The 20,679-nt window shown below is 34.8% G+C and carries 17 protein-coding genes and 1 tRNA gene; 1 reads left to right on the plus strand and 17 read right to left on the minus strand.

The annotated features are described in order from the left end of the window. Positions 1-705: 705 nt before the first annotated feature. The 17 genes from B9Y84_RS06770 to B9Y84_RS06845 form a co-directional block, all read right to left on the minus strand. Positions 706-2,898: a hypothetical protein gene (locus B9Y84_RS06770; RefSeq protein WP_139827969.1), complete on the minus strand. Its 2,193-nt coding sequence runs from the start codon at positions 2,896-2,898 to the stop codon at positions 706-708. Positions 2,899-3,203: 305 nt separating this feature from the next. Beyond that, positions 3,204-4,244 (minus strand): pseudaminic acid synthase, encoded by a 1,041-nt coding sequence (gene pseI, locus B9Y84_RS06775; protein ID WP_085516326.1) that lies wholly within the window; start codon positions 4,242-4,244, stop codon positions 3,204-3,206. Continuing rightward, the gene (locus B9Y84_RS06780; RefSeq protein ID WP_085516327.1) at positions 4,241-5,254 is read right to left on the minus strand and encodes a GNAT family N-acetyltransferase; all 1,014 of its coding nucleotides are present in this window, start codon (positions 5,252-5,254) and stop codon (positions 4,241-4,243) included. The genes pseI and B9Y84_RS06780 overlap by 4 nt, the downstream gene beginning before the upstream one ends. A 5-nt stretch (positions 5,255-5,259) precedes the next feature. Further along, positions 5,260-6,567, minus strand: coding sequence for an aminotransferase class III-fold pyridoxal phosphate-dependent enzyme (locus tag B9Y84_RS20740; protein WP_221406414.1), 1,308 nt, complete (start codon positions 6,565-6,567; stop codon positions 5,260-5,262). Between the two features lies 1 nt (position 6,568). Next, positions 6,569-7,345 (minus strand): cytidylyltransferase domain-containing protein, encoded by a 777-nt coding sequence (locus B9Y84_RS20745; protein WP_221406415.1) that lies wholly within the window; start codon positions 7,343-7,345, stop codon positions 6,569-6,571. Then, positions 7,333-8,205: an aldo/keto reductase gene (locus B9Y84_RS06790; protein WP_085516328.1), complete on the minus strand. Its 873-nt coding sequence runs from the start codon at positions 8,203-8,205 to the stop codon at positions 7,333-7,335. The genes B9Y84_RS20745 and B9Y84_RS06790 overlap by 13 nt, the downstream gene beginning before the upstream one ends. Then, the gene (locus B9Y84_RS06795; RefSeq protein WP_085516329.1) at positions 8,198-8,743 is read right to left on the minus strand and encodes a GNAT family N-acetyltransferase; all 546 of its coding nucleotides are present in this window, start codon (positions 8,741-8,743) and stop codon (positions 8,198-8,200) included. Before B9Y84_RS06795 ends, B9Y84_RS06790 begins: the two co-directional genes overlap by 8 nt. Positions 8,744-8,832: 89 nt before the next feature. Next, the gene (gene pseC, locus B9Y84_RS06800) at positions 8,833-10,017 is read right to left on the minus strand and encodes a UDP-4-amino-4,6-dideoxy-N-acetyl-beta-L-altrosamine transaminase (RefSeq protein WP_085516330.1); all 1,185 of its coding nucleotides are present in this window, start codon (positions 10,015-10,017) and stop codon (positions 8,833-8,835) included. Then, positions 10,014-11,030, minus strand: coding sequence for a UDP-N-acetylglucosamine 4,6-dehydratase (inverting) (gene pseB, locus B9Y84_RS06805; protein WP_085516331.1), 1,017 nt, complete (start codon positions 11,028-11,030; stop codon positions 10,014-10,016). The genes pseC and pseB overlap by 4 nt, the downstream gene beginning before the upstream one ends. Next, positions 11,027-12,019 carry a UDP-glucuronic acid decarboxylase family protein gene (locus B9Y84_RS06810; RefSeq protein WP_085516332.1) on the minus strand — a complete coding sequence of 331 codons (993 nt, stop codon included), beginning with the start codon at positions 12,017-12,019 and terminating at the stop codon, positions 11,027-11,029. The genes pseB and B9Y84_RS06810 overlap by 4 nt, the downstream gene beginning before the upstream one ends. Before the next feature lie 5 nt (positions 12,020-12,024). Next, positions 12,025-13,323, minus strand: a complete 1,299-nt coding sequence (locus tag B9Y84_RS06815; protein ID WP_085516333.1) for a UDP-glucose dehydrogenase family protein — start codon at positions 13,321-13,323, stop codon at positions 12,025-12,027. A 3-nt stretch (positions 13,324-13,326) separates the two neighbouring features. Next, positions 13,327-14,277, minus strand: a complete 951-nt coding sequence (locus tag B9Y84_RS06820) for an NAD-dependent epimerase/dehydratase family protein (protein WP_085516334.1) — start codon at positions 14,275-14,277, stop codon at positions 13,327-13,329. Next, on the minus strand, positions 14,277-15,560 hold the full coding sequence (locus tag B9Y84_RS06825) for a nucleotide sugar dehydrogenase (protein ID WP_245830832.1): 1,284 nt from the start codon (positions 15,558-15,560) through the stop codon (positions 14,277-14,279). Before B9Y84_RS06825 ends, B9Y84_RS06820 begins: the two co-directional genes overlap by 1 nt. Positions 15,561-16,040: 480 nt before the next feature. Next, on the minus strand, positions 16,041-17,150 hold the full coding sequence (gene rffA, locus B9Y84_RS06830) for a dTDP-4-amino-4,6-dideoxygalactose transaminase (protein ID WP_085516335.1): 1,110 nt from the start codon (positions 17,148-17,150) through the stop codon (positions 16,041-16,043). 96 nt (positions 17,151-17,246) lie between these two features. Continuing rightward, a complete protein-coding gene (locus B9Y84_RS06835) occupies positions 17,247-18,407 on the minus strand; it encodes a hypothetical protein (RefSeq protein ID WP_085516336.1) in 1,161 nt (386 codons plus the stop codon). A gap of 178 nt (positions 18,408-18,585) precedes the next feature. Further along, a complete protein-coding gene (locus B9Y84_RS06840) occupies positions 18,586-19,275 on the minus strand; it encodes a GNAT family N-acetyltransferase (protein WP_085516337.1) in 690 nt (229 codons plus the stop codon). Continuing rightward, positions 19,268-20,194, minus strand: a complete 927-nt coding sequence (locus tag B9Y84_RS06845; RefSeq protein WP_085516338.1) for a glycosyltransferase family 2 protein — start codon at positions 20,192-20,194, stop codon at positions 19,268-19,270. Before B9Y84_RS06845 ends, B9Y84_RS06840 begins: the two co-directional genes overlap by 8 nt. 352 nt (positions 20,195-20,546) lie before the next feature. On the opposite strand from B9Y84_RS06845, the gene B9Y84_RS06850 reads away from it, so the two are divergent. Next, positions 20,547-20,622: transfer RNA gene (locus tag B9Y84_RS06850), tRNA-His, on the plus strand. Positions 20,623-20,679 lie beyond the last annotated feature (57 nt).

The following is a 20,679-nucleotide window of genomic DNA, read 5'->3' on the forward strand; positions in this document are numbered from 1 at the left end:
GACATAGTTGAATAGGTTAAGGTATCTGCCATCTTATTAAAGAGAATATTAATTGAAGAAGGGTTTCCACTTCCTAAATTGAAAACTTAACACTTTAAATCACTTTCAGCTGCTTGAATTAAGCAATCTGCTACATCTGAAACATAAATTAATACCCTGATTTATTCAACGTCTTCATATACTTCAATTGGAAAATCATGAATCATTTTGTCACAGTATTTGTCGTTGTTTGTTTATAAGATGATACCCTATGAATCCTGCTTCACTGCGAACACTGTTGTTTTTTTATATAATTTGTCTTCATGATGTTAATTTGTAGTTAATGTTACTTTAAGACTAACTAACTTGCTGATTAAAGCCTACACGTCCAAGTTTTAATATCTGTCTTCAGAATAGATTAAGCTCTCGTTATTAAGATCTAGAGTGAATGTTTTGGGGTCGATATTTTTGTCAGTTTTGCTTTGAGTTAGGCCAAAGGCCAATTAAAGTATAAAGTTATATACTATAACTTTATCCAGAAACGTTTTTCCAACTCAATTTTCAGTATTTTCCCAATTAAATCTTTGCTAACATATCTTTAGAATATCTGATATTTTCTAAATTAGTAATATAATCTTTTCAAAAAGTAAAGTGCTTTTTTGCAATCATTTTTGTAATCTATTATGGTTATCTGCTTTGTAATTGTTTTAAAGGAGAGTTATTATATCATAGATTATTAGTGAGTTTTAATGTGTCTAGTTTGTTTTTGGGAATATACAATAATGTATAATTCATACTATCTATGGCATTTCTTGCTGAGTCCAAATTGAGTCCTTTATAATGATGAACCGTCATTTCACCGGTTTTGTAATATTGATCTTTGTAAGTAGGGTAGCCATAAGTTCTGTAATAGTTATCATCCAAATATTTAGGGAGTGCACCAATAGTTTTTATACCTGTTAGAGCGGGAATGGACAAACCACTTAACCTGTCATTATTAAAAAGCGACCAAAGCAGGTTTTGCTTCGGAACATATATGAAAGATTTTGATTTTAGATTCACATCAAAAGAGTTCACGGAATCCAAAAGACTAAATAGCTTGTAGTTAGGAGTTATTTTAAGCCCTTTAAATGGGACATTGATCATTTCATCCACCTTTTTATCTAAATCACTGAATTTCCCAGAAGTGTACTGAAGAATGTCTGGTTGTGCACCTTTTATAAACTCAGTGCTATCATTTGCATCTTTATAGTAATTAGCCATTTTTATTCGACTGCTAAGATTATTATTAAAAGCAGTCTCAACTTTAATGAAAATATTGTTTAATGAAAATATGATCAGCAATGGCACAATTAGTAATATTCGTCTTAGTAGTGTAGAGAATTTATATGAATTCATATAATTTTCTAAGACAAACAATAGAACTAGAGAGATACTAACTCTTGCTTGAATATCCGTAAAGTAATAAGCACTTCCACCGTCAATTCTAAGTAAGGAGGTGGGAATGAGACCCATAATGGATATAACAATCAGTATTTCAACATCCAACAATTTTCTTTCAAAGAGTAATTTTTTGAAATTTGTAAAATTAACATGAAGGTTTTTGAACTTTAGGTATATATATATAAATGTAAAGAAGTAATGAAAGTAATAAAAGAATCCTTTCCAACCGTCTTGAGTCCATCTTTTAATAAAATGGAATAAATAGAAATTGTCATTTTCAACATCCCCTAAATAATTTGTTGCTTTAAAAATTATGTATCCAAGAATAATACTTATAGCAAGAGCAAGACTGCTAACCCAATTAATATATAACTTTAGCCGTAAAAATAGATAGCAACATGTGGCTAATAAAATAATTAACAGTGATATTTTTAATAGTCCAATTAATGGTAATAGGATACTTAGTGCTAACGCATATAATGCAAAAATCTTTGCATTTTCAATTTTAGTGTAAGCTCTAATAATTACGCTTGATAAAAGAAAGAAATAAAGTAGGCCGACCAAGTAAGATTCAGATCCTACCCAGGAATCCCATATAGCCCACTTGCTAGTGAAGGTATAGGGTAAAAACCCTACTATCAAAAGCAAGAAAGCTAACCAAAAAATAACTCCAGTTTTGTATTTGGAAGTATTATTGTTTCTGAGGTCAAAGAGATCTTTTGAAAAGATAAGTACGCTTTTAAGGAAAATAGGAATTAATAAGCAAGGATATAGAAGATTATACGACAGCGTAGAACTGATATTCACCAAGATACTTAATCGGGCCAATAACCAATGGCTTCCCCAATGATAGGGTAAATAGGGAGTGTCATTTAGACCAGTACTAGGAATACCATTGGTTTTGATCATTTCTAAAATAGAAGAATGAAAAATGGTGTCTTGAGAGATTATTCCAATAGAAAAGTTTTCGAAAGCTAATGGGCTGTGATATCCGCTGTATACTCTTCCAAATAGCCATAATCCAATAAGAACCCCAAAGAGAATCATTGAAGTGGCATACAGAAGGGGCTTGGCCTTAAAAAAGTATATTAAATGCAAGAGGAATAAGAGATAGCCTATGTAAATGGAAGACAAGAAAAAGATATTAGAAATAGTCTTCGGCAGGAAGGAAATCAATATCAAAGTTAGAAATAAGAGTAAAGTTATTAATGCTGAAAGTCCTATGGTACTATTAGATATTTTGTTTATTCTGATGTAGTAGCCGGGCAAGCATAAAATAAAAAAACCTAAGCCTACAATCTGATGAATCTCATATAAGTATGATTCAAATCCAGCCCTCGAGAAGTGAAAAAATACTAAAACTGTCGTTAATATAATTGAAGTGAAAACTGAAACTTCAATCTCGAATCTGTTATGCTTTTTTAAGACAATGGATTCTTGCAAAGATAAATTTAGATGTGTTATTGATTTCATCATATGAGCCAGATCAATTGATTTGAGTAGCCAAAGGGTAATTCTGTTACAAGTGTAGAGTGCTCACGATAGTAAACCCTGGACAAGATTTTTAGTAGAAATTCTCCTTCTAAGCATGAAAAATATTGAAACAGTAATCTATTTTTTATAATAGGCATATTCAAAGTCGTAAAAGTAATAAAAAATGAACATAAAGAGTGTTTTTAATACTAAATACTACAAGGTTTCTTCCTGTTAAGAGGTATGAAAAAAGGTTGTTTAATTCGGGAAATGCCTAGAAAGAAAAGAAATTTATGATACTATACTTATCACTTGTTAATTAACTCAAGTGAAAGACGAGTCCCTGCTTCTAAATCTGTAGTAAAAGTCTTTCCTAAAATTGAACTTAAGTATTTGGGATGAAGACCGAAACCAGGACGAACACTACGCACATTCTCTTCAGTTATTGTTTCACCTTTTTTAACATCAGTCGCGATGTAAAGAGATCGTGAAAAATCTTTGCCTTTTCTTTGTTTTTCCGTCAATCTGTAATCTACTATTCCAACAGCTTTTTCAGCCTCTCGTACTGCTTTTACCATGTCACTAAACTCCTGCTCGTCCATTGAGAATGATGCATCCGGCCCCCCTACTGATTTGTCTAAAATAAAATGTTTCTCAATGATTTTCGCACCTAGAGATGTAGCCACAATTGGAACTGTGCTCCCTAAGGTGTGATCTGAAAGCCCGGAAATGACTCCATAACGTTTAGCTAGATCTTTGACCATTATCATATTAGCTTCTTCAATCGGAGCAGGATAACTTGAGGTACATTTTAATAATCCGATAGCATTATTTCCCATTCTGTTACAGGCGTCTAGTGCCAATTCTATGTCTTCTTTTTCAGCAATACCGGTCGAAATAATAACGGGCTTACCCTTTGAGGCTGTATATTCAATTAAAGGGATATCGGTGATCTCAAAGGAAGCAATTTTATAAGCAGGTGTATTTAATGTCTCTAAAAAATCGACTGCTGTTTTGTCGAAAGGTGAGGAAAAGCATACTAGTCCTTCTGCTGCCGCTGCTTTGAATAATGTTTCATGCCACTCCCAGGGAGTAAAGGCCTCTTTATATAAATCGTAAAGATTTTTTCCTTGCCAAATAGTCCCTTTGATCATAAAGTCATCTAGCTTTGAATTAAGAGTTATGGTATCTGCGGTATATGTTTGTAATTTAATGCAGTCTGCCCCAGCTCTTTTGGCGGCTTTTATAGTGGCCAAGGCAGTCTCTAAGCTACCGTTATGATTGGCGGAAAGTTCAGCGATTATAAAAACAGGCTTATTCGGTCCTATATAATGATTTTTGATTCTCATGCTATTGTTTTTTCAAATTTGATCTCTCTATCGTTCTGGTAACTGATACTGAATTTAAGCTTTTCAAATATTCGAATAGAGGCAATATTTTCTTTTATAACAAACCCATAAACGTGGTCTATGTTCGGTTTTGTCTGAACTAGCTTTTTTATTCCATTTTCCAGCAAATAAGTTCCGTAACCTCTGCCAGTACATCTAGGATCTACAAGATAACTTATCATGGCACTACTTCCCATATCGTCAATATCAAAACGAATTGAACCAGCAATCTTATTCTTATTCTCTTCAAGAATATAATATTTACAGTTATTGGAACTGAGCTTACTTAAAAACCATTCAGAGTGTTCTTCTTTTTCAATGCGTTTTTGATTATAGGCAAATGTTCTAACAAGTTTATCATTTGCCCAGGTGTAGGTGGTTTCCAAGTCATCACTTGCAGCTTCCCTCAAAATCATAGTAAGCTTAATTTTTGAATGAATTAAAACATCAACAAATTTTCCCTCAAATAAGCAATGCTCATTTAATGTAGCTTCTTTCCTAAATTCTCTATTTGCAAGTGCAATGTACAATCTTGGTCTTAAATCGAATGCATAAGTGTAAATTTTATGAAAGTTCAATTGCTCAAATGCAACTTCCTCTATAAGTTCCAAATACTTACTCCAATGATATTCAAAATACTCTTCCTCTAGTGATGTATCCATTATAAAGGAGATTTCCGCATTTTTATCTTTCCAATTGATGTGAACTAATCCACCGTAACCGATACATTTATCATTTTTCAGATATGAAAATAGAATTTGATTTGGACTTTCCTGCGGAAATAATTTTGAAACTACATCTGTGAAGTATTGATCCTGCTTTTCTTTTGTTAATAGCTCATCTTGACGTAAATGATAGATTTGTTCATTTCGCCATTGCATAATCGAATACCTATCTTCATGTCTAATAGGAACTAAGGAATAATTTCCGGAACTAAAAGTCTGCTTCTTAAAAACTCTATATCGGTCCAATTTTGTTAGTTTAAACGTTTAAAACCAGCATGGCAAACAGGTCCTTCCAGTAAATGATCTATTGTTTTATCCCCCTTTTCACAATCTGAGATCGTCTTATAAATATCAGATAGAGCTTCAAAGTACTTTTCAAAGTCATTCTCAGAATGTGCAATTGATGCATAAAAAATAGTACTTGCTAAAAATCCCTTCTTCAACATCTCCTGTGTAATGTAAGTTTTATACTTTAAATGATTCTCACTGTCAAATGAGTAAGAGGAAAGCGAAGGAATCCCTGCAATTTTAATATTTAAATTAAATTCATTAGCAAGTCTCTGCCAACCTTCCCTCATTAATTGACCCTTTTCTGTAATGATTTCCCATGATTTAATTTTATCCATTACTTCTAGGGTTTTTAAAGCTGCAGTTGGGCCTATTCTTTCCGTCCAAAAAGTACTACTTATAAAAGTTTTCTGAGCAGCTTCCATTACACTTTTTTTCCCTACTACTGCCGTTAATGCGTAACCATTGCCTATAGTTTTCCCAAACATTGCCATATCTGGCTCGACTCCATATTTTTTGTAGATACCACCGAATGTCTCTCTAAAACCAGAAGTACATTCATCGAAAATTAGTACAATATTATTTTCAGTAGCTAAATCCCGCACCTTTTGCAAGAAATTATTATCAGGACCAAAATTCCGGACGACTTCCATTTTTATGACACCAATATCTCCCTTTGAAACTATTTCTTTTAATCCTTCAAAATCATTGTAATTAAATGGAACAGTGGTATTTTTCAATTCTTTGGGTACACCTGTTGGATCAAGTCCAGGTAATAGATGATTACCTAAGCCATCTCCTGAGCCTAAATTAGTTGATATATACCAATCGTGCCATCCATGGTACCCACAAATTGCAACTTTATCTTTTCCAGATGCAGCTCTTGCTATCCGAATTGCAATTGCATTTGCTTCTCCACCACTTCGGGCGAATCTTACCATTTCAGCCCAAGGATTAATTTCTATTAATTTTTCTGCTAAATGTACTTCTTCTGGGCAACATAAGGTACTCATATTGCCTTTTTTGACAGTCTCGATAACGGCTGAATCAACTTCTTCATTTCCGTAGCCAAGAGTGTTCGTACCTATGCCCATAATACTCATATCAGTAAGTTCGGTTCCATCTAAGTCCCAAACCTTACATCCTTTGGCTTTTGAAAAGTAGGAGGGCCAATGTTCAGGCAAAAACATCTCAGGTCTTTTAGAAAGCAACATAGTGCCACCAGGAATGATTTGTTTTGCTTTTTTATATAATTCTTGTCCTTTTCCCATATTAGTAACTGTTGTTATCCTTTTTAAGTGACTTTAGATATCCTTCGTTTCGAATAATTTTTTGATTATTGAACATATCCTGATTAGTAAGTATGAAATCACTATAATCTAACCAGGATTTTTCTGAACCAAGTTCTTTAATTAAAGTCTGAATTGTCTTAAGATCATCTGGCTCATCAACTGTCATTCTGATATCTGAAAATTGTGAATCAACTGAAAGGTTTTGAGCTTTAAAGAGATGACCACCATTATAATCTGAATTTTTTCTAATGTAGGGTGTAACATGTTCTCTGTCAGAAGCTATTTTTGCATCTTTCCAAGCTTTTTCTAAAGACTTCCACCTGATTACCTCTATATCTTGTCCGTCAGGGAAATCTTCCTTTAATACATTAGAAGCATAATCAAGATCATTCTGAATAGCAAGCGAAATTACTTGATCTATCAAATCAGCATCAATCAATGGACAATCTGAAGTTACTCTTACTATATAATCAGGCTGATGATTTTTCGCAGCTTGATAAAACCTATCCAAAACATCAATAGTAGAACCTTTAAAAGATAGGACTCCTTCAGATTTAGCTATCATTTCTATCTTTTCTGCCTTTTCTTCAAAGGTAGTAGCTACAATTATTTCACTATATAATCGAGAATGTTTCAGTCGCTGCAAATGTAAAGCCAGCATTGACAATCCCGAATCCACCTCATGCAACACTTTTTCAGGAAACCGACTACTTCCTACTCTTGCTTGAGTGATAAATACGATTTTTAAATTTTCCATTTTGAAGGGTTCAGCAAAAAATTGTCAATTACATTTATTTCATCAATAGCATTTATAAGATCTTCAGGAAGTTGTGGATTTATGTTTGCCATATTTTGATTCAATTGGCTTACATTATCTACTCCAAAAAGTACACCATCAATATATTTTTTATTCAATACATAATTTAAGGATAATTCTTGTACACTAATATCGTATTGATTGCATAACTTTTTAATTTCATCTAAAAATGGAATCAGCGGACTTAATCCTTTTGGTATAACTTCCTTGTTCATAAAAAAAAGTCCCTGCAAAAAAGATGATCTAGTATGTACAATTTTCCCTTTGCTTTGTAATTCCTTAAATAGATGACCTCTTTGAGTTTTATTATCCAAAAGATTGAACGGTGCTTGAATAACATCAATTAAGTCATTATCTAATAGTTCAATGATTTCATTATTATCATATATTGAAACTCCAATTTTTTCAAATAAATTTCCTTTATGCTTGTTAATGCTATTTCTATGCTTATTAATATTTTTTTTAAAATCAGTAAATGAATGGAATAGAATTGTATTAACAGAATCAATTTTAAGATTTGTTAAACTCGCTGTTAAAGATTTTTCAAAATCCACGCTATCATCAGTCTTAATTTTTGTGATTATTTTAAAACCCATTTCAGGATTACTTTGCAAAAAGTCTCCAATAAGCTTTTCGGAGTTACCATATGCGGCAGCAGTATCTAATGTTCTAATACCATGTTCGTATGCTTTTTTTAAAATAGTAAAAATTTCTTGCTTAGATGGTTGACCCACAAGGTTATTTACTCCATAAGGAATTCCAAATTGAACTGTACCTAAAATGAGCTTTTTTTCAGTCATATCGATAATTTGGGTTAAATAAGGCCATTCTTATAACATCGCAGTACTTGCCATTGTGGAATGCATGTTTTAGAAAGCGTCCCTCTTCTTCAAATCCTAATTTTTCATATAGTTTCACAGCTGCAATATTATCTTTTAGAACTCCTAGTGTTATTTTTCTTAAATTCAATCCTTCAAAAAAGCAAAATCTAATCACTCTATTAGAAGCTTCGGCAGCGTACCCTTTTCCCCATTCTAATTTGTCACCCATCATTATACCATATTCTCCCACACTATGTTTACTATTAATTGGATCAATTTTAATGTTGCCAATATGTTTCTGATTTTCTTTTAAATGTATGGCCCAAAAATAAATATTGCTATTTTGAACTTCATGCAGATAATCATTTAACATTTCCTTAGTATAATTACCACCAGTTTCGAGAAATTGATAAATGACATAATCATTTAGCCAATTCACATATTGATCTGTGCAATAGTTTAGGTTTAAAGGTTTGTAAGACAAACGTTCAGATTCAAATTCTTTAGCTTTCACCATTTTAAGCTATTATTTCAATAAATCTTTCAAAAATCAATTCGTAGTTTCATCTGATAGATGGATTAATTTACTTAAAAGATATGGATCAATCATTCAAAGAATATTCTAATAGTTTCTAAAATAAATTCCTGGTCTTCGTCAGACAAGGTTGGAAACATAGGTAAGCTAATACAATGCTTATAATAAGTCTCGGCATGGGGCATGTCACCTTCTTTCCAACCAAACTGTCTATAATACGGCATTAAGTGGGTAGGGATGTAATGAATTTGAGCAAATATTTTGTTTTCTCTTAGATGGTTGTACAATCCTAACCTGTCCTCAACTTCAATTACGTACAAATGATAGGCATGACCTTCAATTACTCCAGATTGACCTTTGATAAATTTCTGATTTTTAAACGCATTAAAATATTTTTCTGCAATTTTTCTTCTTTTTCCTAATCCTTCATCAGCTCTTTTTAATTGACTTAATCCTAAAGCTGCCTGAAAATCAGTCAACCTATAGTTATAACCCAAGTCCTGCATTTCCATGTACCAGGCAGGGTAATCAATTTCACCGCCTGCAAATTCAACCGAATTTTCGTACAAATCTTCATCCTTTGTAATACCGTGAGTTCTCAGCTTCATTAACTTTTCGTAGAGACCTTTATCATTTGTGGTGATCATCCCACCCTCTCCAGCTGCAATATGCTTTACAGGATGAAATGAGAAAATAGCTAAATCTGCATACTTACCATTTCCACAGTTTTGTTTTTGAGCTGTGCTGTCTATGAAATATCCACCAGGAGAGTGGCAAGAATCTTCAATAATCCATAGTCCGTACTCATATGCCAGTTTCCTAAAAGCTTCTAAATCTACTGCTCTACCAGCGAAATCTACTGGTATTATGCCTTTGTAGGTTCCTTTTGAGGAAGCCTCTAAAAGCTCTCGTACTTTTTCTATATCTAATAAATAGGTTTCTGGATCAATGTCAGCAAATACTACCTCTCCACCACAATACCTGATGCAGTTGGCCGATGCAGCGAAAGTGATGGGTGTTGTGATTACCTTATCACCAGGCTTCACATTCAAAGCAAGGCAGTTCAAGTGTAATGCGGCTGTGCCATTCGCAACGGCAATAGCATATTTAGCGCCGACGTAATCAGCAAAAGCTTCCTCAAATTCCTTAATTTTAGGCCCTTGAGTGAGATAATCTGATTGTAGTGTTTCTACTACTGCTTGAATGTCTGCTTCTGTTATATCTTGCTTTCCGTATGGAATTACTTTTTCATTCATACCTCAAATTCTGGGTCAACATGTTCTTTAATCAACTTTCGTAAGCTTTCTACGCTTTCCCATTCAGTATTTTCTGCAGAATTATATTGAAAACCTTCTTTTACTTTGGTTGCGTTAAAATGAGCTATAAAATCCTTTAAATCCCATTTATGTGTTGCTGGAAGTATAGTGTAATATTTGCCCAAGTCATAAGTATAATAAGAATCAGATGAAGTAATCATTTCTTCATGAATTTTTTCACCAGGCCTAATTCCTATTATTGGTTTAGCTGCCTGAGGACTTACTGCTTCGGCCACGTCAGTAACCTTATAAGATGGTATTTTTGGTATAAATATTTCTCCACCCCACGCTTGCTCCATAGCATGCATAACCATGTCTACACCTCCTTGCAAGGAAATATTGAAACGAGTCATTGTTGGGTCGGTAATAGGTAGTATCCCTTCATTTTTTTTTCTTAGGAAAAAAGGAATAACAGAACCATTAGACCCCATTACATTACCATAGCGAACTACAGAGAATTTAATAGGATTCCATCCAGTAATATTATTAGCTGCTATAAAAAGCTTATCAGATGCTAATTTTGTCGCTCCATATAAATTTATTGGTGCGCAAGCTTTGTCTGTTGATAATGCAACAACTCGTCCAACGCCAGTTTCCAAGCATGCATTAATCACATTTTGCGCTCCATTCACATTTGTTTTGACGCACTCCTCTGGGTTATATTCTGCCAAATGGACATGTTTCATAGCTGCAGCATGTATTACATAGTCTACATCCTTACATGCCCGAACTAACCTATCCTTATCTCTTACATCCCCAATTAAGAAGCGTAATTTAGGATAACTATTTTGAGGGAACTCTTGGGCCATCTGAAACTGCTTTTGCTCATCTCGTGAAAAAATTACAAGCTTTCTTATTTCAGAATGATTTGTTAATATATGTTTTGTTAGAGCTTTTCCTAACGAACCCGTGCCCCCAGTGATTAATATAGTTTTATCTTTATAAATACTCATTTAATAATATATTTGTCAAAATCCTTATGCTCTTTTTCAAAGAGCTTTCCCTTATCCAATGATTTAAAATAGTCATAGGTAATCTTCAAACCTACTTGCCTACTGACCCTTGGTCGCCAGCCCAATAGTTCTTTTGCCTTCGTGATATCCGGCTGTCTCTTTTTTGGGTCGTCTTTAGGCAAATCTTTGTATACCACCTTTTGGGTGGTGCCGGTCAATTTAATGATTTCTTCTGCAAATTCCGAAATCGTGATCTCATCCGGGTTCCCTACATTTACGGGATGACTATGGTCACTCAACAACAGCCTATAGATCCCTTCCACCAAGTCATCCACATAGCAAAAGGATCGGGTTTGGGAACCATCACCAAAAATAGTGAGGTCTTCTCCTCTCAAGGCCTGGCCAATAAAGGCAGGCAACACCCTTCCATCATTGAGCCTCATCCGGGGGCCGTAAGTGTTGAAAATCCTGATTATGCGGGTTTCCAGTTGATGGTAAGTGTGGTAGGCCATCGTGATGGATTCCATAAAGCGCTTGGCTTCATCATAGACTCCTCTTGGGCCGATCGGGTTCACATTTCCGTAATACCCTTCCGTCTGCGGATGCACTAGAGGGTCCCCATATACTTCGGAAGTGGAGGCCACCAAAATCCGGGCTTTTTTATCTTTTGCAAGACCCAATAGATTATGGGTGCCATGTGCACCGACCTTCAAGGTCTGGATGGGGATCTTTAAATAGTCTATCGGGCTGGCAGGAGAAGCAAAATGCAATATATATTTCAAATCACCGGGAACATGCACATATTTGCTCACATCATGATGGTAGAATTCAAAATCCTCTTTACCCATCAGATGGGCAATATTGTCCATGGAGCCCGTGATCAGATTGTCCATTCCGATCACATCGTACCCCTCTTTTATGAAGCGGTCACATAAATGTGAACCTAAAAATCCTGCTGCCCCTGTTATTAAAACTCGCTCTTTCGCCATAGCCCTTATCTTCCTATACTGAAATAAGTGAAGCCAAGTTCTTTCATCTGCTCCACTTCATATAAATTCCTTCCGTCCAAAATCAACGGCTCTTTCAATTCCTTTTTGACCACATTAAAATCAGGTGTCCTGAAGACTGGCCATTCGGTCATGATCATGAGCGCATCCGCGCCTTTCAGTGCTTCATAAGCAGTATCGGCATAGACAATCTCATCACCCAATTGACCTTTTACGTTCTCCATTGCCTCAGGATCGAAGGCTTGGATCTTTGCACCTGCAGCTATCAATGCCTCAATGTTATACAATGCCGGTGCTTCCCTGATGTCGTCAGTATTTGGTTTAAAGGCCAGGCCCCACATCGCAATGCTCTTGCCCTTTAGGTCATTCTTGAAATAACCGTTCAAGTTGTCCATCAAGCGGGTCTTCTGCGTGGTGTTCACCTCCATCACGGCATTCAGTATCTTGAAATCATAATTGGCATCCTTGGCCGATTTGGCCAATGCCTGCACATCTTTTGGAAAACAGCTGCCTCCATACCCGATGCCAGCAAAGAGAAACCGTTTGCCGATCCTTGTATCGGTCCCGATCCCTTTGCGGACCATGTCCACATTGGCCCCCAAGCGCTCGCACAGATTGGCGATCTCGTTCATGAAGGTAATCTTTGTGGCCAAGAAGGAGTTGGCCGCATACTTGGTCAGCTCGGCTGATTTCTCGTCCATAAAGATGACAGGGTTGCCCTGGCGCACCAATGGGGTATATAAGCGCTCCATTATTTTGGTGGCCCTTTCAGATTGTGTCCCGATCACGACTCTATCTGGCTTCATGAAATCGTCCACGGCCACCCCCTCCCGCAAAAACTCGGGATTGGAGACCACGTCAAACTCCACTTTTGCATTTTTGGCAATCGCGGAATGTACTTTGTCGGCAGTGCCCACGGGCACGGTACTCTTGTCCACTACCACTACATATTCCTCAAGGATATGTCCCAAATCGTCTGCCACCTTCAATACATATTGCAAATCCGCGGCACCATCCCCACCTGGCGGGGTAGGCAATGCCAGGAAGATGACTTCTGCATCTTTTATGCCTTCTTCCAAATTGGTGGTGAAATCCAGCCTTTTTTGCTTGACATTCCGTTCGAAGATTACTTCAAGACCAGGCTCGTATATGGTCACCTTGCCGGATTGTAATTTCTGTACTTTGACTTCATCTATATCCACACAGGTCACATGATTGCCGGTCTCCGCAAAACATGTGCCCGTTACCAATCCTACATATCCTGTGCCTACTACTGCTATTTTCATTTCTTATGTTATTTGCAAATTATCTTTTAAAAATTTTAAACCCTCGTGTAAGTTAGTGGTAGCTTTAATGTCAAATGAGTTTTTAAGTTTCTGGATGTCCGCAACGCTTTCGACTATATCTCCAGATCTCACCTCTTTGTATGATGGTGACTTGTTGTAGTTAAACAAAGATGCCATAGTATTAAAAAGTTCATTTATACTGGTAGATTTCCCTGTACCTAGATTGAAAATCTCAGAGGTGTTTTTTAATTCAATACTTGATATTAAAATTTTAACCAAGTCTTCAATAAACACAAAGTCCCTGGTTTGCTCACCGTCACCAAAGATACTAATTTCACCATTTTGTATCATTTTTTCTCTGAAAATAGAAATAACGCCAGAATAGGGTGAATCGCTTTTTTGACCTTTTCCATAAACATTGAAAAATCTAAACCCATTCGAATCTATATCAAAAAACTCTTTGTATGTTTTAGCATAAATTTCATTGATTGATTTACTAAATCCATATGGCGAGGTTGGTTTTATAATTGCATCTTCTGAAATTGGAGTTTTTGTGGGATTCCCATAGACAGCTGAAGAAGACGCGTATATTATTTTTTTAGCTTGATGACGTTTAGCGTATTCTAAAATATTCTGAAAGCCAACAATATTGATATTGTTATTTTTAGCACTTTCTGAAAAGGAAAGTGGAACGCTTACCAACGCTGCCAAATTGAATATGTAATCGACAGCCGGTAGATTTTCGACTTTATTAAAATCACTAATGTCAATTTCTATTAATTCTAATCTGCTGTCTTTTGAAAATGGCGTCAAATTTGATTTTAGTCCTGTGGATAGATCGTCAGCTACGTAAATTTTTTTAATCTTATATTTTAACAATTCAGACACTAAGTGATGCCCAATAAAACCAGCTCCACCCGTAACTAGTACCTTAGCGTTTTCTAGCAATTTCATTACAACCTTTTATTTACTAATTCTCTCTCAAAAAACCCTTTAATGTCGTAAGTGACTCCATTTTCATTCAAATGGTTGGATAAATTGAAATCTTTAAATTCTTTATGAGATACCGCTAAAACAATTGCGTTATAATCTGAGCCGGGTTTTTCAATTAAGTCAACTCCGTACTCATGTTTCACTTCTTCTTTATTGGCTTGAGGATCATAAATTTCTACATTTATGCCGTAAGAACCCAGTTCTTTAATGACATCAATTACTTTGCTGTTACGGATATCTGGACAATTTTCTTTGAAAGTTATCCCCAAGACCAAAGCTTTTGAGCCTTTGATCACAGAGCCTTTTTGTGCCATTAGCTTCACAACTGAGCTGGAAACGTGAGCACCCATGTTGTCATTAATCCTTCTTCCTGCTAAAATGACTTGAGGATGATAACCCAAAGCCTCAGCTTTATGGGTTAGATAGTAAGGATCAACGCCTATACAATGTCCACCGACTAACCCTGGTTTAAATGGCAAGAAATTCCATTTAGTACCCGCAGCTTCTAATACATCTGCAGTGTCAATTCCCATTTTATCAAAAATTAAGGCCAGCTCATTTACGAAAGCGATGTTCAAATCTCTTTGAGAGTTTTCAATTACTTTAGCTGCTTCTGCCACTTTAATAGTAGCGGCTTTATGAGTTCCTGCCGTAATAATTGTTTTGTAGAGTTGATCGACTTCCTCCGCTATTTCAGGAGTGCTTCCTGAAGTCACTTTTGTAATTGTGGGCAAACAATGCTCTTTATCTCCTGGATTAATTCTTTCGGGAGAATAACCGCAGAAGAAGTCTTGATTGAATTTTAAACCACTTTCTTTTTGCAAGATGGGAACACAGTCGTCTTCTGTGCAACCGGGATAAACAGTAGATTCATAAATTACAATATCCCCTTTTCTCAAGGTCTTGCCAACTGTGGACGAAGCCATCATAAGTGGAGTTAAATCTGGTTGTTTATATTCGTTAATAGGAGTAGGAACTGTTACTATATAAATCTGAGCTTCTGCTAAATCACTTGAGTCAAAAGTGTAAGATAAGTGAATAGCTTCTTTTAACTCATCTGATTCTACTTCTAAAGTCCGGTCAAATCCCTGAGAAAGCTCATCAATACGTTTTTGATTAATATCAAAGCCTATAACAGCTCCTTTCTTCCCGAATTCTACGGCTAGAGGTAATCCCACATAACCCAAACCAATAACTGCTATTTTTTTCATATAATAATCCAAATGAAGTGTAAAATTAGTCATTTTCTACTACTTAGAAAGTGAATGTAATTTTAATATCAAATGAACTACTGATTTGTTGGTGCGTGTCGGCTAGCAGTAGGGTTGGCGCTGTCACATAGGATTCTGTTAAACCAATAAAAAAATAAGTACATTATAAATGTGGTTCAATGCAAAGTTCTTTAATTTTCGTTCGATTCCATTCGAATAGTGGATCTTTATGATCAAAAAGACCTACTTTTTGTTTTTGTTGCTCTCATAATTTTAGTGACAACAACTATTCAATCATTAGAGACAACTAATTATTAGAAAAGTAGGGTTGGTGATTTTCCTTAAAAAAGTGCTAGCATTTGTATTTTCACTTCTAGTAAGAAACGATTGTCTTGAATCAAAATTTTTAGTGTGTCTTAGAAACTATTCGTGACACATGACCATTTATAAATAATGGTTCTAAGCTTATTTTACACTTTGTCAAAGTCGCGCTATACGCTTTTCATAAAAGTACTATAAACTTTTAAGAGTCTCAATAATATCCTTTATTGGCAACTCATAAAAAAGAGGCAATCTTACTAAACAATCAGAATAATGATCAGTGTTTGGTAAATCTCTTCCGTCATGTTTATTTTGATAGAAAGGACTGTCATGTAGAGATAAGTAATGAAAAACAGCCAATATACCTTTTTCTTTTAATTCTGTGATAAAACGATTTCTTCTTTCCAACGAATCCGTTACAACATAGTACATATGTGCATTATTTGTAGCATAGGCTGGCATTGAAGGCAATTTGAGCCATGGGATGGCCATTTCTTTAAAAAGCTCATTATAAGTTTGCCATAATTCTTTTCTTCGATTTTGGATGTCCTGCAGATTTTCTAACTGTGCCCATAAAAATGCTGCTATTACCTCCGATGGTAAAAAAGAACTTCCAACGTCTACCCAGCCATACTTATCAACCTCACCTCTAAAAAATGCACTTCTGTTTGTTCCCTTTTCCCAAATGATTTCTGCTCTGGCCTCAAATTGTTCATCGTTTATAACTAGCATTCCGCCTTCCCCAGAAATTACATTTTTTGTTTCATGGAATGAAAAGGCCGCTAAATGTCCGATGCTTCCCAAAGGGTTTCCTTTATAAAAGCTATCAATAGCTTGAGCAGCATCCTCAACCACCCATAGATTATGGCGCTTTGCGATGTTCATAATCGCATCCATGTCACAAGCAACACCAGCATAATGAACAACTACAATGGCTTTAGTTTTTGGTGTGATTAAATTCTCTATGGACTTTTCATTTATCCCAGGATGATCTACTCTCGAGTCAGCAAAAACCAATTTTGCACCTCTGAGAACAAATGCATTAGCAGTTGAAACGAAGGTGTAGGAAGGCATAATTATTTCATCACCTTCTTCAATATTCAAGAGAATAGCAGCCATTTCCAGTGCATCAGTACAAGAAGTGGTGAGCAAACATTTCTTAAATCCATAATGCTTCTCAAAAAACTGATGACATTTTTTGGTGAACATTCCATTTCCTGAAATCTTTCCTGATTGAACTGCTTCTGTAATGTACTCGGTCTCTCTTCCGGTTAAATATGGTTTATTGAAAGGGATATTCATATACGTTTTAGATTCTTAATTTTACTTAGTTTATTTTTCCAAATTTACTTATTGTATTTACAGATTATCAAATCTTTAGTTTTTAAAGTTGAGGAATCAAAAGTAGGACTTAAAATAAAGAATCTTAAACAAATAGAAAAACCCACTAGCAGTATGTAAAAAAACAACAAATAATAGAAAGGAATTACGCCATTTGCTTGCTCCATATAGCTGGATTTTCTCATATAATAAAGTTAAAGTTACGAGAAAAAGAATGTAATTTGACATGACGATTTGCCAAGTTAGATTCCCATGATCTGCTCTTTTTCCAGTTTCCGTAAAAACTATCCCTATGAATAATGAAAATAAAAACAAAAAAATACTATACTTCAATTTATAGCTTTTAAGGATATCTGAAGGATAAAGCAAGCAATAACTTAAAGGTAAAGCTAGGCTTACAAATGCATCAACAACTATATTTTTACTGTATAAGTTAAAAAAATAAAAGGGAGAAACGACAATACCGCCTTCTTCATCTTTACTGAGGGAATTATAAACATCAAGCTCATAGATAAGATAGTATTCATATATTATACCTATTCCAAGAATCAAAGAAATGGAAAAAGCAATTAATACTTTTTTATTTATTTTCTTTGTCTTAAGTAATACTACAAGTGGAAAAATAGGTATTAAAGCGAACAGAAAACTTGGTTTGATTAAAATTAACGTACCCCCAAATATTAGTACTTTGACAATTAGATTTTTTGACGGTTGAGAATGCTTAATAAATTCTAGAGAATCCCGAAATATTAAAATTACAAATGGCATCGCTAAAATAGTAGTAGAATTGTGCCAGACATTAGTTGCAAGCTTTCCTAAATACATTCCCTTCGTGACAATATCATAAAAAATGGGTGCTGAAAAAATGAGAGATAAACTTAAAATAAGTATAATTGAATTGTTACTTTTTTTTGTATCGTACTGAAGGTTATTTAAACTAAAGTAATAGGATAATATGAATTTGTAGGTGACGGAAGCACTTAAAACTAATACTGCAGCTAAGTTTAACGCGCCGAGATTTGTTGAAAACCCCGAGATAAAAAAAATCAAAGCATAATACAAAGGAGGTACTGGGAAACTACCTGCTTCTAGTAAAGAAACGATCATTTTACTATGCGACTGAATATCTGTACTTATATTTGATTTAATAATGAAAGAAAATATCAAAAAACTAGAAAATAGGATTAATATGAAAGATGTTTTTTCTTTTTTTTTCATCGACTACAAAATTGAGTTAAAAATTATTATTGCAATGAACGGGAATAGTGAGGCCTAAGCAGTTATTCCTTTGGATAAACATTTTATGTGAAAAATTGTCCTTGACCGGACCTTTTTTGTAATATTGCTTATTTCAACGCACCACAAATAGCTTGTTGTAAAGTTAGCATTTTTGGTATTATTGCCAGTAATGATAAATATATTTTTTTTCAACAACCTCGAAATCATTTTTGTAATAAAGTTTTACCGCACCTAAATTGGCTTCTTGAGTAGATACATTTAAAAATTGACCGTCATTGATTTTTTCCTCACAGGCCCTAATTAATTTTGAAGCTATTTTTCTTCCTTGCGACTCAGGGTCTACCGCTATTAAGCCAATTTGGCCAGTACCGTAATTATCTATTCTTAATGTCACAAAGCCAATAATTCTTGTTTTATATTGAGCAACCAAAATATAATCTGCTATATTCTTATTAATGCTCTCATCCAACCACTTCTTATACAGTTTTCTAAAATTATTCTCTCCAAACTTTTCATCTAACTTATATCGTGAAAATTCACCACTGAGATAGGCTAAATTTTCAATTTCATCGTAGGAATCAGTTTTTAGATTAAAGCTTGAAAATGAAATCTCACCTAAATTATTAAAAACAGATTCTTCTCTATGAATAACTTTTTTTTGAAATATCAATTTGGTATCAACATGCTTAAGGCCTGGCCAGTCCAAAGCATAATCAGAGAAAAAGTATATCAGTTTGAATTCCTTAGCTAACTCTTCGACATTATGCAGAGACCTGTCAGCATTAACATCAATTCTTCCAATAGGAAAGCCAAAAAAGTCTGAATCCCAATCTAATTTCTTAACCACGTTTTATCTTCTTTTCAATGATATATATTGGCCTTTGCTTAACGCCTTCAAAGGTTTTTCCTATATACAAGCCTACTAAACCTAAAGTTGCCATAGTTAGTCCTGACAGCAGCCATATCGATATTATTAAGCTTGTGTAACCCAGTATCACAACATGGCCCGCAAGATATTTCGCTAAGTAAACGATGGAAATAACTAGAGACATAGCTGAAATTAATAATCCCAGCTTCACAGCTAAACGAATAGGCTTATCAGAAAATGCCAATATGATATCAAGGGCAAGATTTAAAAGCTTCTTCATATTGTAACTTGTTTCGCCTTCTGATCTTTTGTTATGCTTAACTTTAAGTTTGGTAGATTTGAAGCCTACCCATTTCACCATAGTTGGGAAATATCTGATTGATTCCCGCATACTTTTCACAGCATCAATAACTTTTTTACTATAAATACCAAAATTAGCTATGCTTTCATCTTGCTTTGAACCCGTTAAATATCCTAGGACTCTATAAAAAGCAGCGGAAAAAAATCTTTTAAAAAAGCTGTCTCTTCTCTGATGACGCTGAGCTAGCACAATGTCATAACCCTTCAAAGCTTCGGAATAGAGGTTTGGTATCTCTTCGGGCTGGTCTTGCAAATCGCAATCCATTACCACAACCCAATCTCCGTTAGAAGCATCTAAACCAGCAGTAATGGCATAATGCTGCCCAAAATTTCTACTTAGCTTAATACCAATAATGGTTTCATCATTTTGGGCCAAGTTTTCAATCACCTGCCATGAATCATCAGGGCCATTATCTTCCACTAGAATAATTTCATAATCCATAGTGATATTTTCTACACTTTCTTTTATGCGAGAAATAAGTTCTGGTATTATTTTTTCTGCTCTATAAACAGGGCTAACTACAGATATTTTAGGCATTATTGCACAGGGATTAGCGATTGTAAACTACAAATTTATAATAAATTTTATACTCTTCATATTTTGAGAATAAATCAATTACACAATTTGTTATTATATACAATGCTTGAAATTCGGAAAAACATTATTGTTAGTTTTAGTCATTCGATTCTCGGTAGATCATTTTGATTTGAATAGAGGTTTAGAACTTATATTGATTCTTAGTTACTTAGGGAATTGGAGATGCCCTGTTTTTGGTTCTCAATCTATTTTTGCATCTGCGAAATCCTACTCTCATAGATTTAAGATTGAAAATAATTAAGCTTTTATTTTTTAGAAATCATTATTCCTTCTTACCTTTGTCAGCTCAAATGGTGGATGTAGCTCAGCTGGTTAGAGTATCGGTTTGTGGTACCGAGGGTCGTGGGTTCGAGCCCCATCTTCCACCCATCTTTTGTTAGCCTGATTCTTTACAGATTCAGGCTTTTTTTTATTCTTAAGTTTCA

Origin of the sequence: Marivirga sericea (assembly GCF_900177665.1) — a bacterium.
Lineage (GTDB): Bacteria > Bacteroidota > Bacteroidia > Cytophagales > Cyclobacteriaceae > Marivirga > Marivirga sericea.

Coding starts and splice junctions, on each gene's coding strand:
- B9Y84_RS06770 (WP_139827969.1), bottom strand. CDS start 2,898: ATGATGAAATCAATAACACATCTAAATTTATCTTTGCAAGAATCCATT.
- pseI (WP_085516326.1), bottom strand. CDS start 4,244: ATGAGAATCAAAAATCATTATATAGGACCGAATAAGCCTGTTTTTATA.
- B9Y84_RS20740 (WP_221406414.1), bottom strand. CDS start 6,567: ATGGGAAAAGGACAAGAATTATATAAAAAAGCAAAACAAATCATTCCT.
- B9Y84_RS20745 (WP_221406415.1), bottom strand. CDS start 7,345: ATGGAAAATTTAAAAATCGTATTTATCACTCAAGCAAGAGTAGGAAGT.
- B9Y84_RS06790 (WP_085516328.1), bottom strand. CDS start 8,205: ATGACTGAAAAAAAGCTCATTTTAGGTACAGTTCAATTTGGAATTCCT.
- B9Y84_RS06795 (WP_085516329.1), bottom strand. CDS start 8,743: ATGGTGAAAGCTAAAGAATTTGAATCTGAACGTTTGTCTTACAAACCT.
- pseC (WP_085516330.1), bottom strand. CDS start 10,017: ATGAATGAAAAAGTAATTCCATACGGAAAGCAAGATATAACAGAAGCA.
- pseB (WP_085516331.1), bottom strand. CDS start 11,030: ATGAGTATTTATAAAGATAAAACTATATTAATCACTGGGGGCACGGGT.
- B9Y84_RS06810 (WP_085516332.1), bottom strand. CDS start 12,019: ATGGCGAAAGAGCGAGTTTTAATAACAGGGGCAGCAGGATTTTTAGGT.
- B9Y84_RS06815 (WP_085516333.1), bottom strand. CDS start 13,323: ATGAAAATAGCAGTAGTAGGCACAGGATATGTAGGATTGGTAACGGGC.
- B9Y84_RS06820 (WP_085516334.1), bottom strand. CDS start 14,277: ATGAAATTGCTAGAAAACGCTAAGGTACTAGTTACGGGTGGAGCTGGT.
- B9Y84_RS06825 (WP_245830832.1), bottom strand. CDS start 15,560: ATGACTAATTTTACACTTCATTTGGATTATTATATGAAAAAAATAGCA.
- rffA (WP_085516335.1), bottom strand. CDS start 17,150: ATGAATATCCCTTTCAATAAACCATATTTAACCGGAAGAGAGACCGAG.
- B9Y84_RS06835 (WP_085516336.1), bottom strand. CDS start 18,407: ATGAAAAAAAAAGAAAAAACATCTTTCATATTAATCCTATTTTCTAGT.
- B9Y84_RS06845 (WP_085516338.1), bottom strand. CDS start 20,194: ATGCCTAAAATATCTGTAGTTAGCCCTGTTTATAGAGCAGAAAAAATA.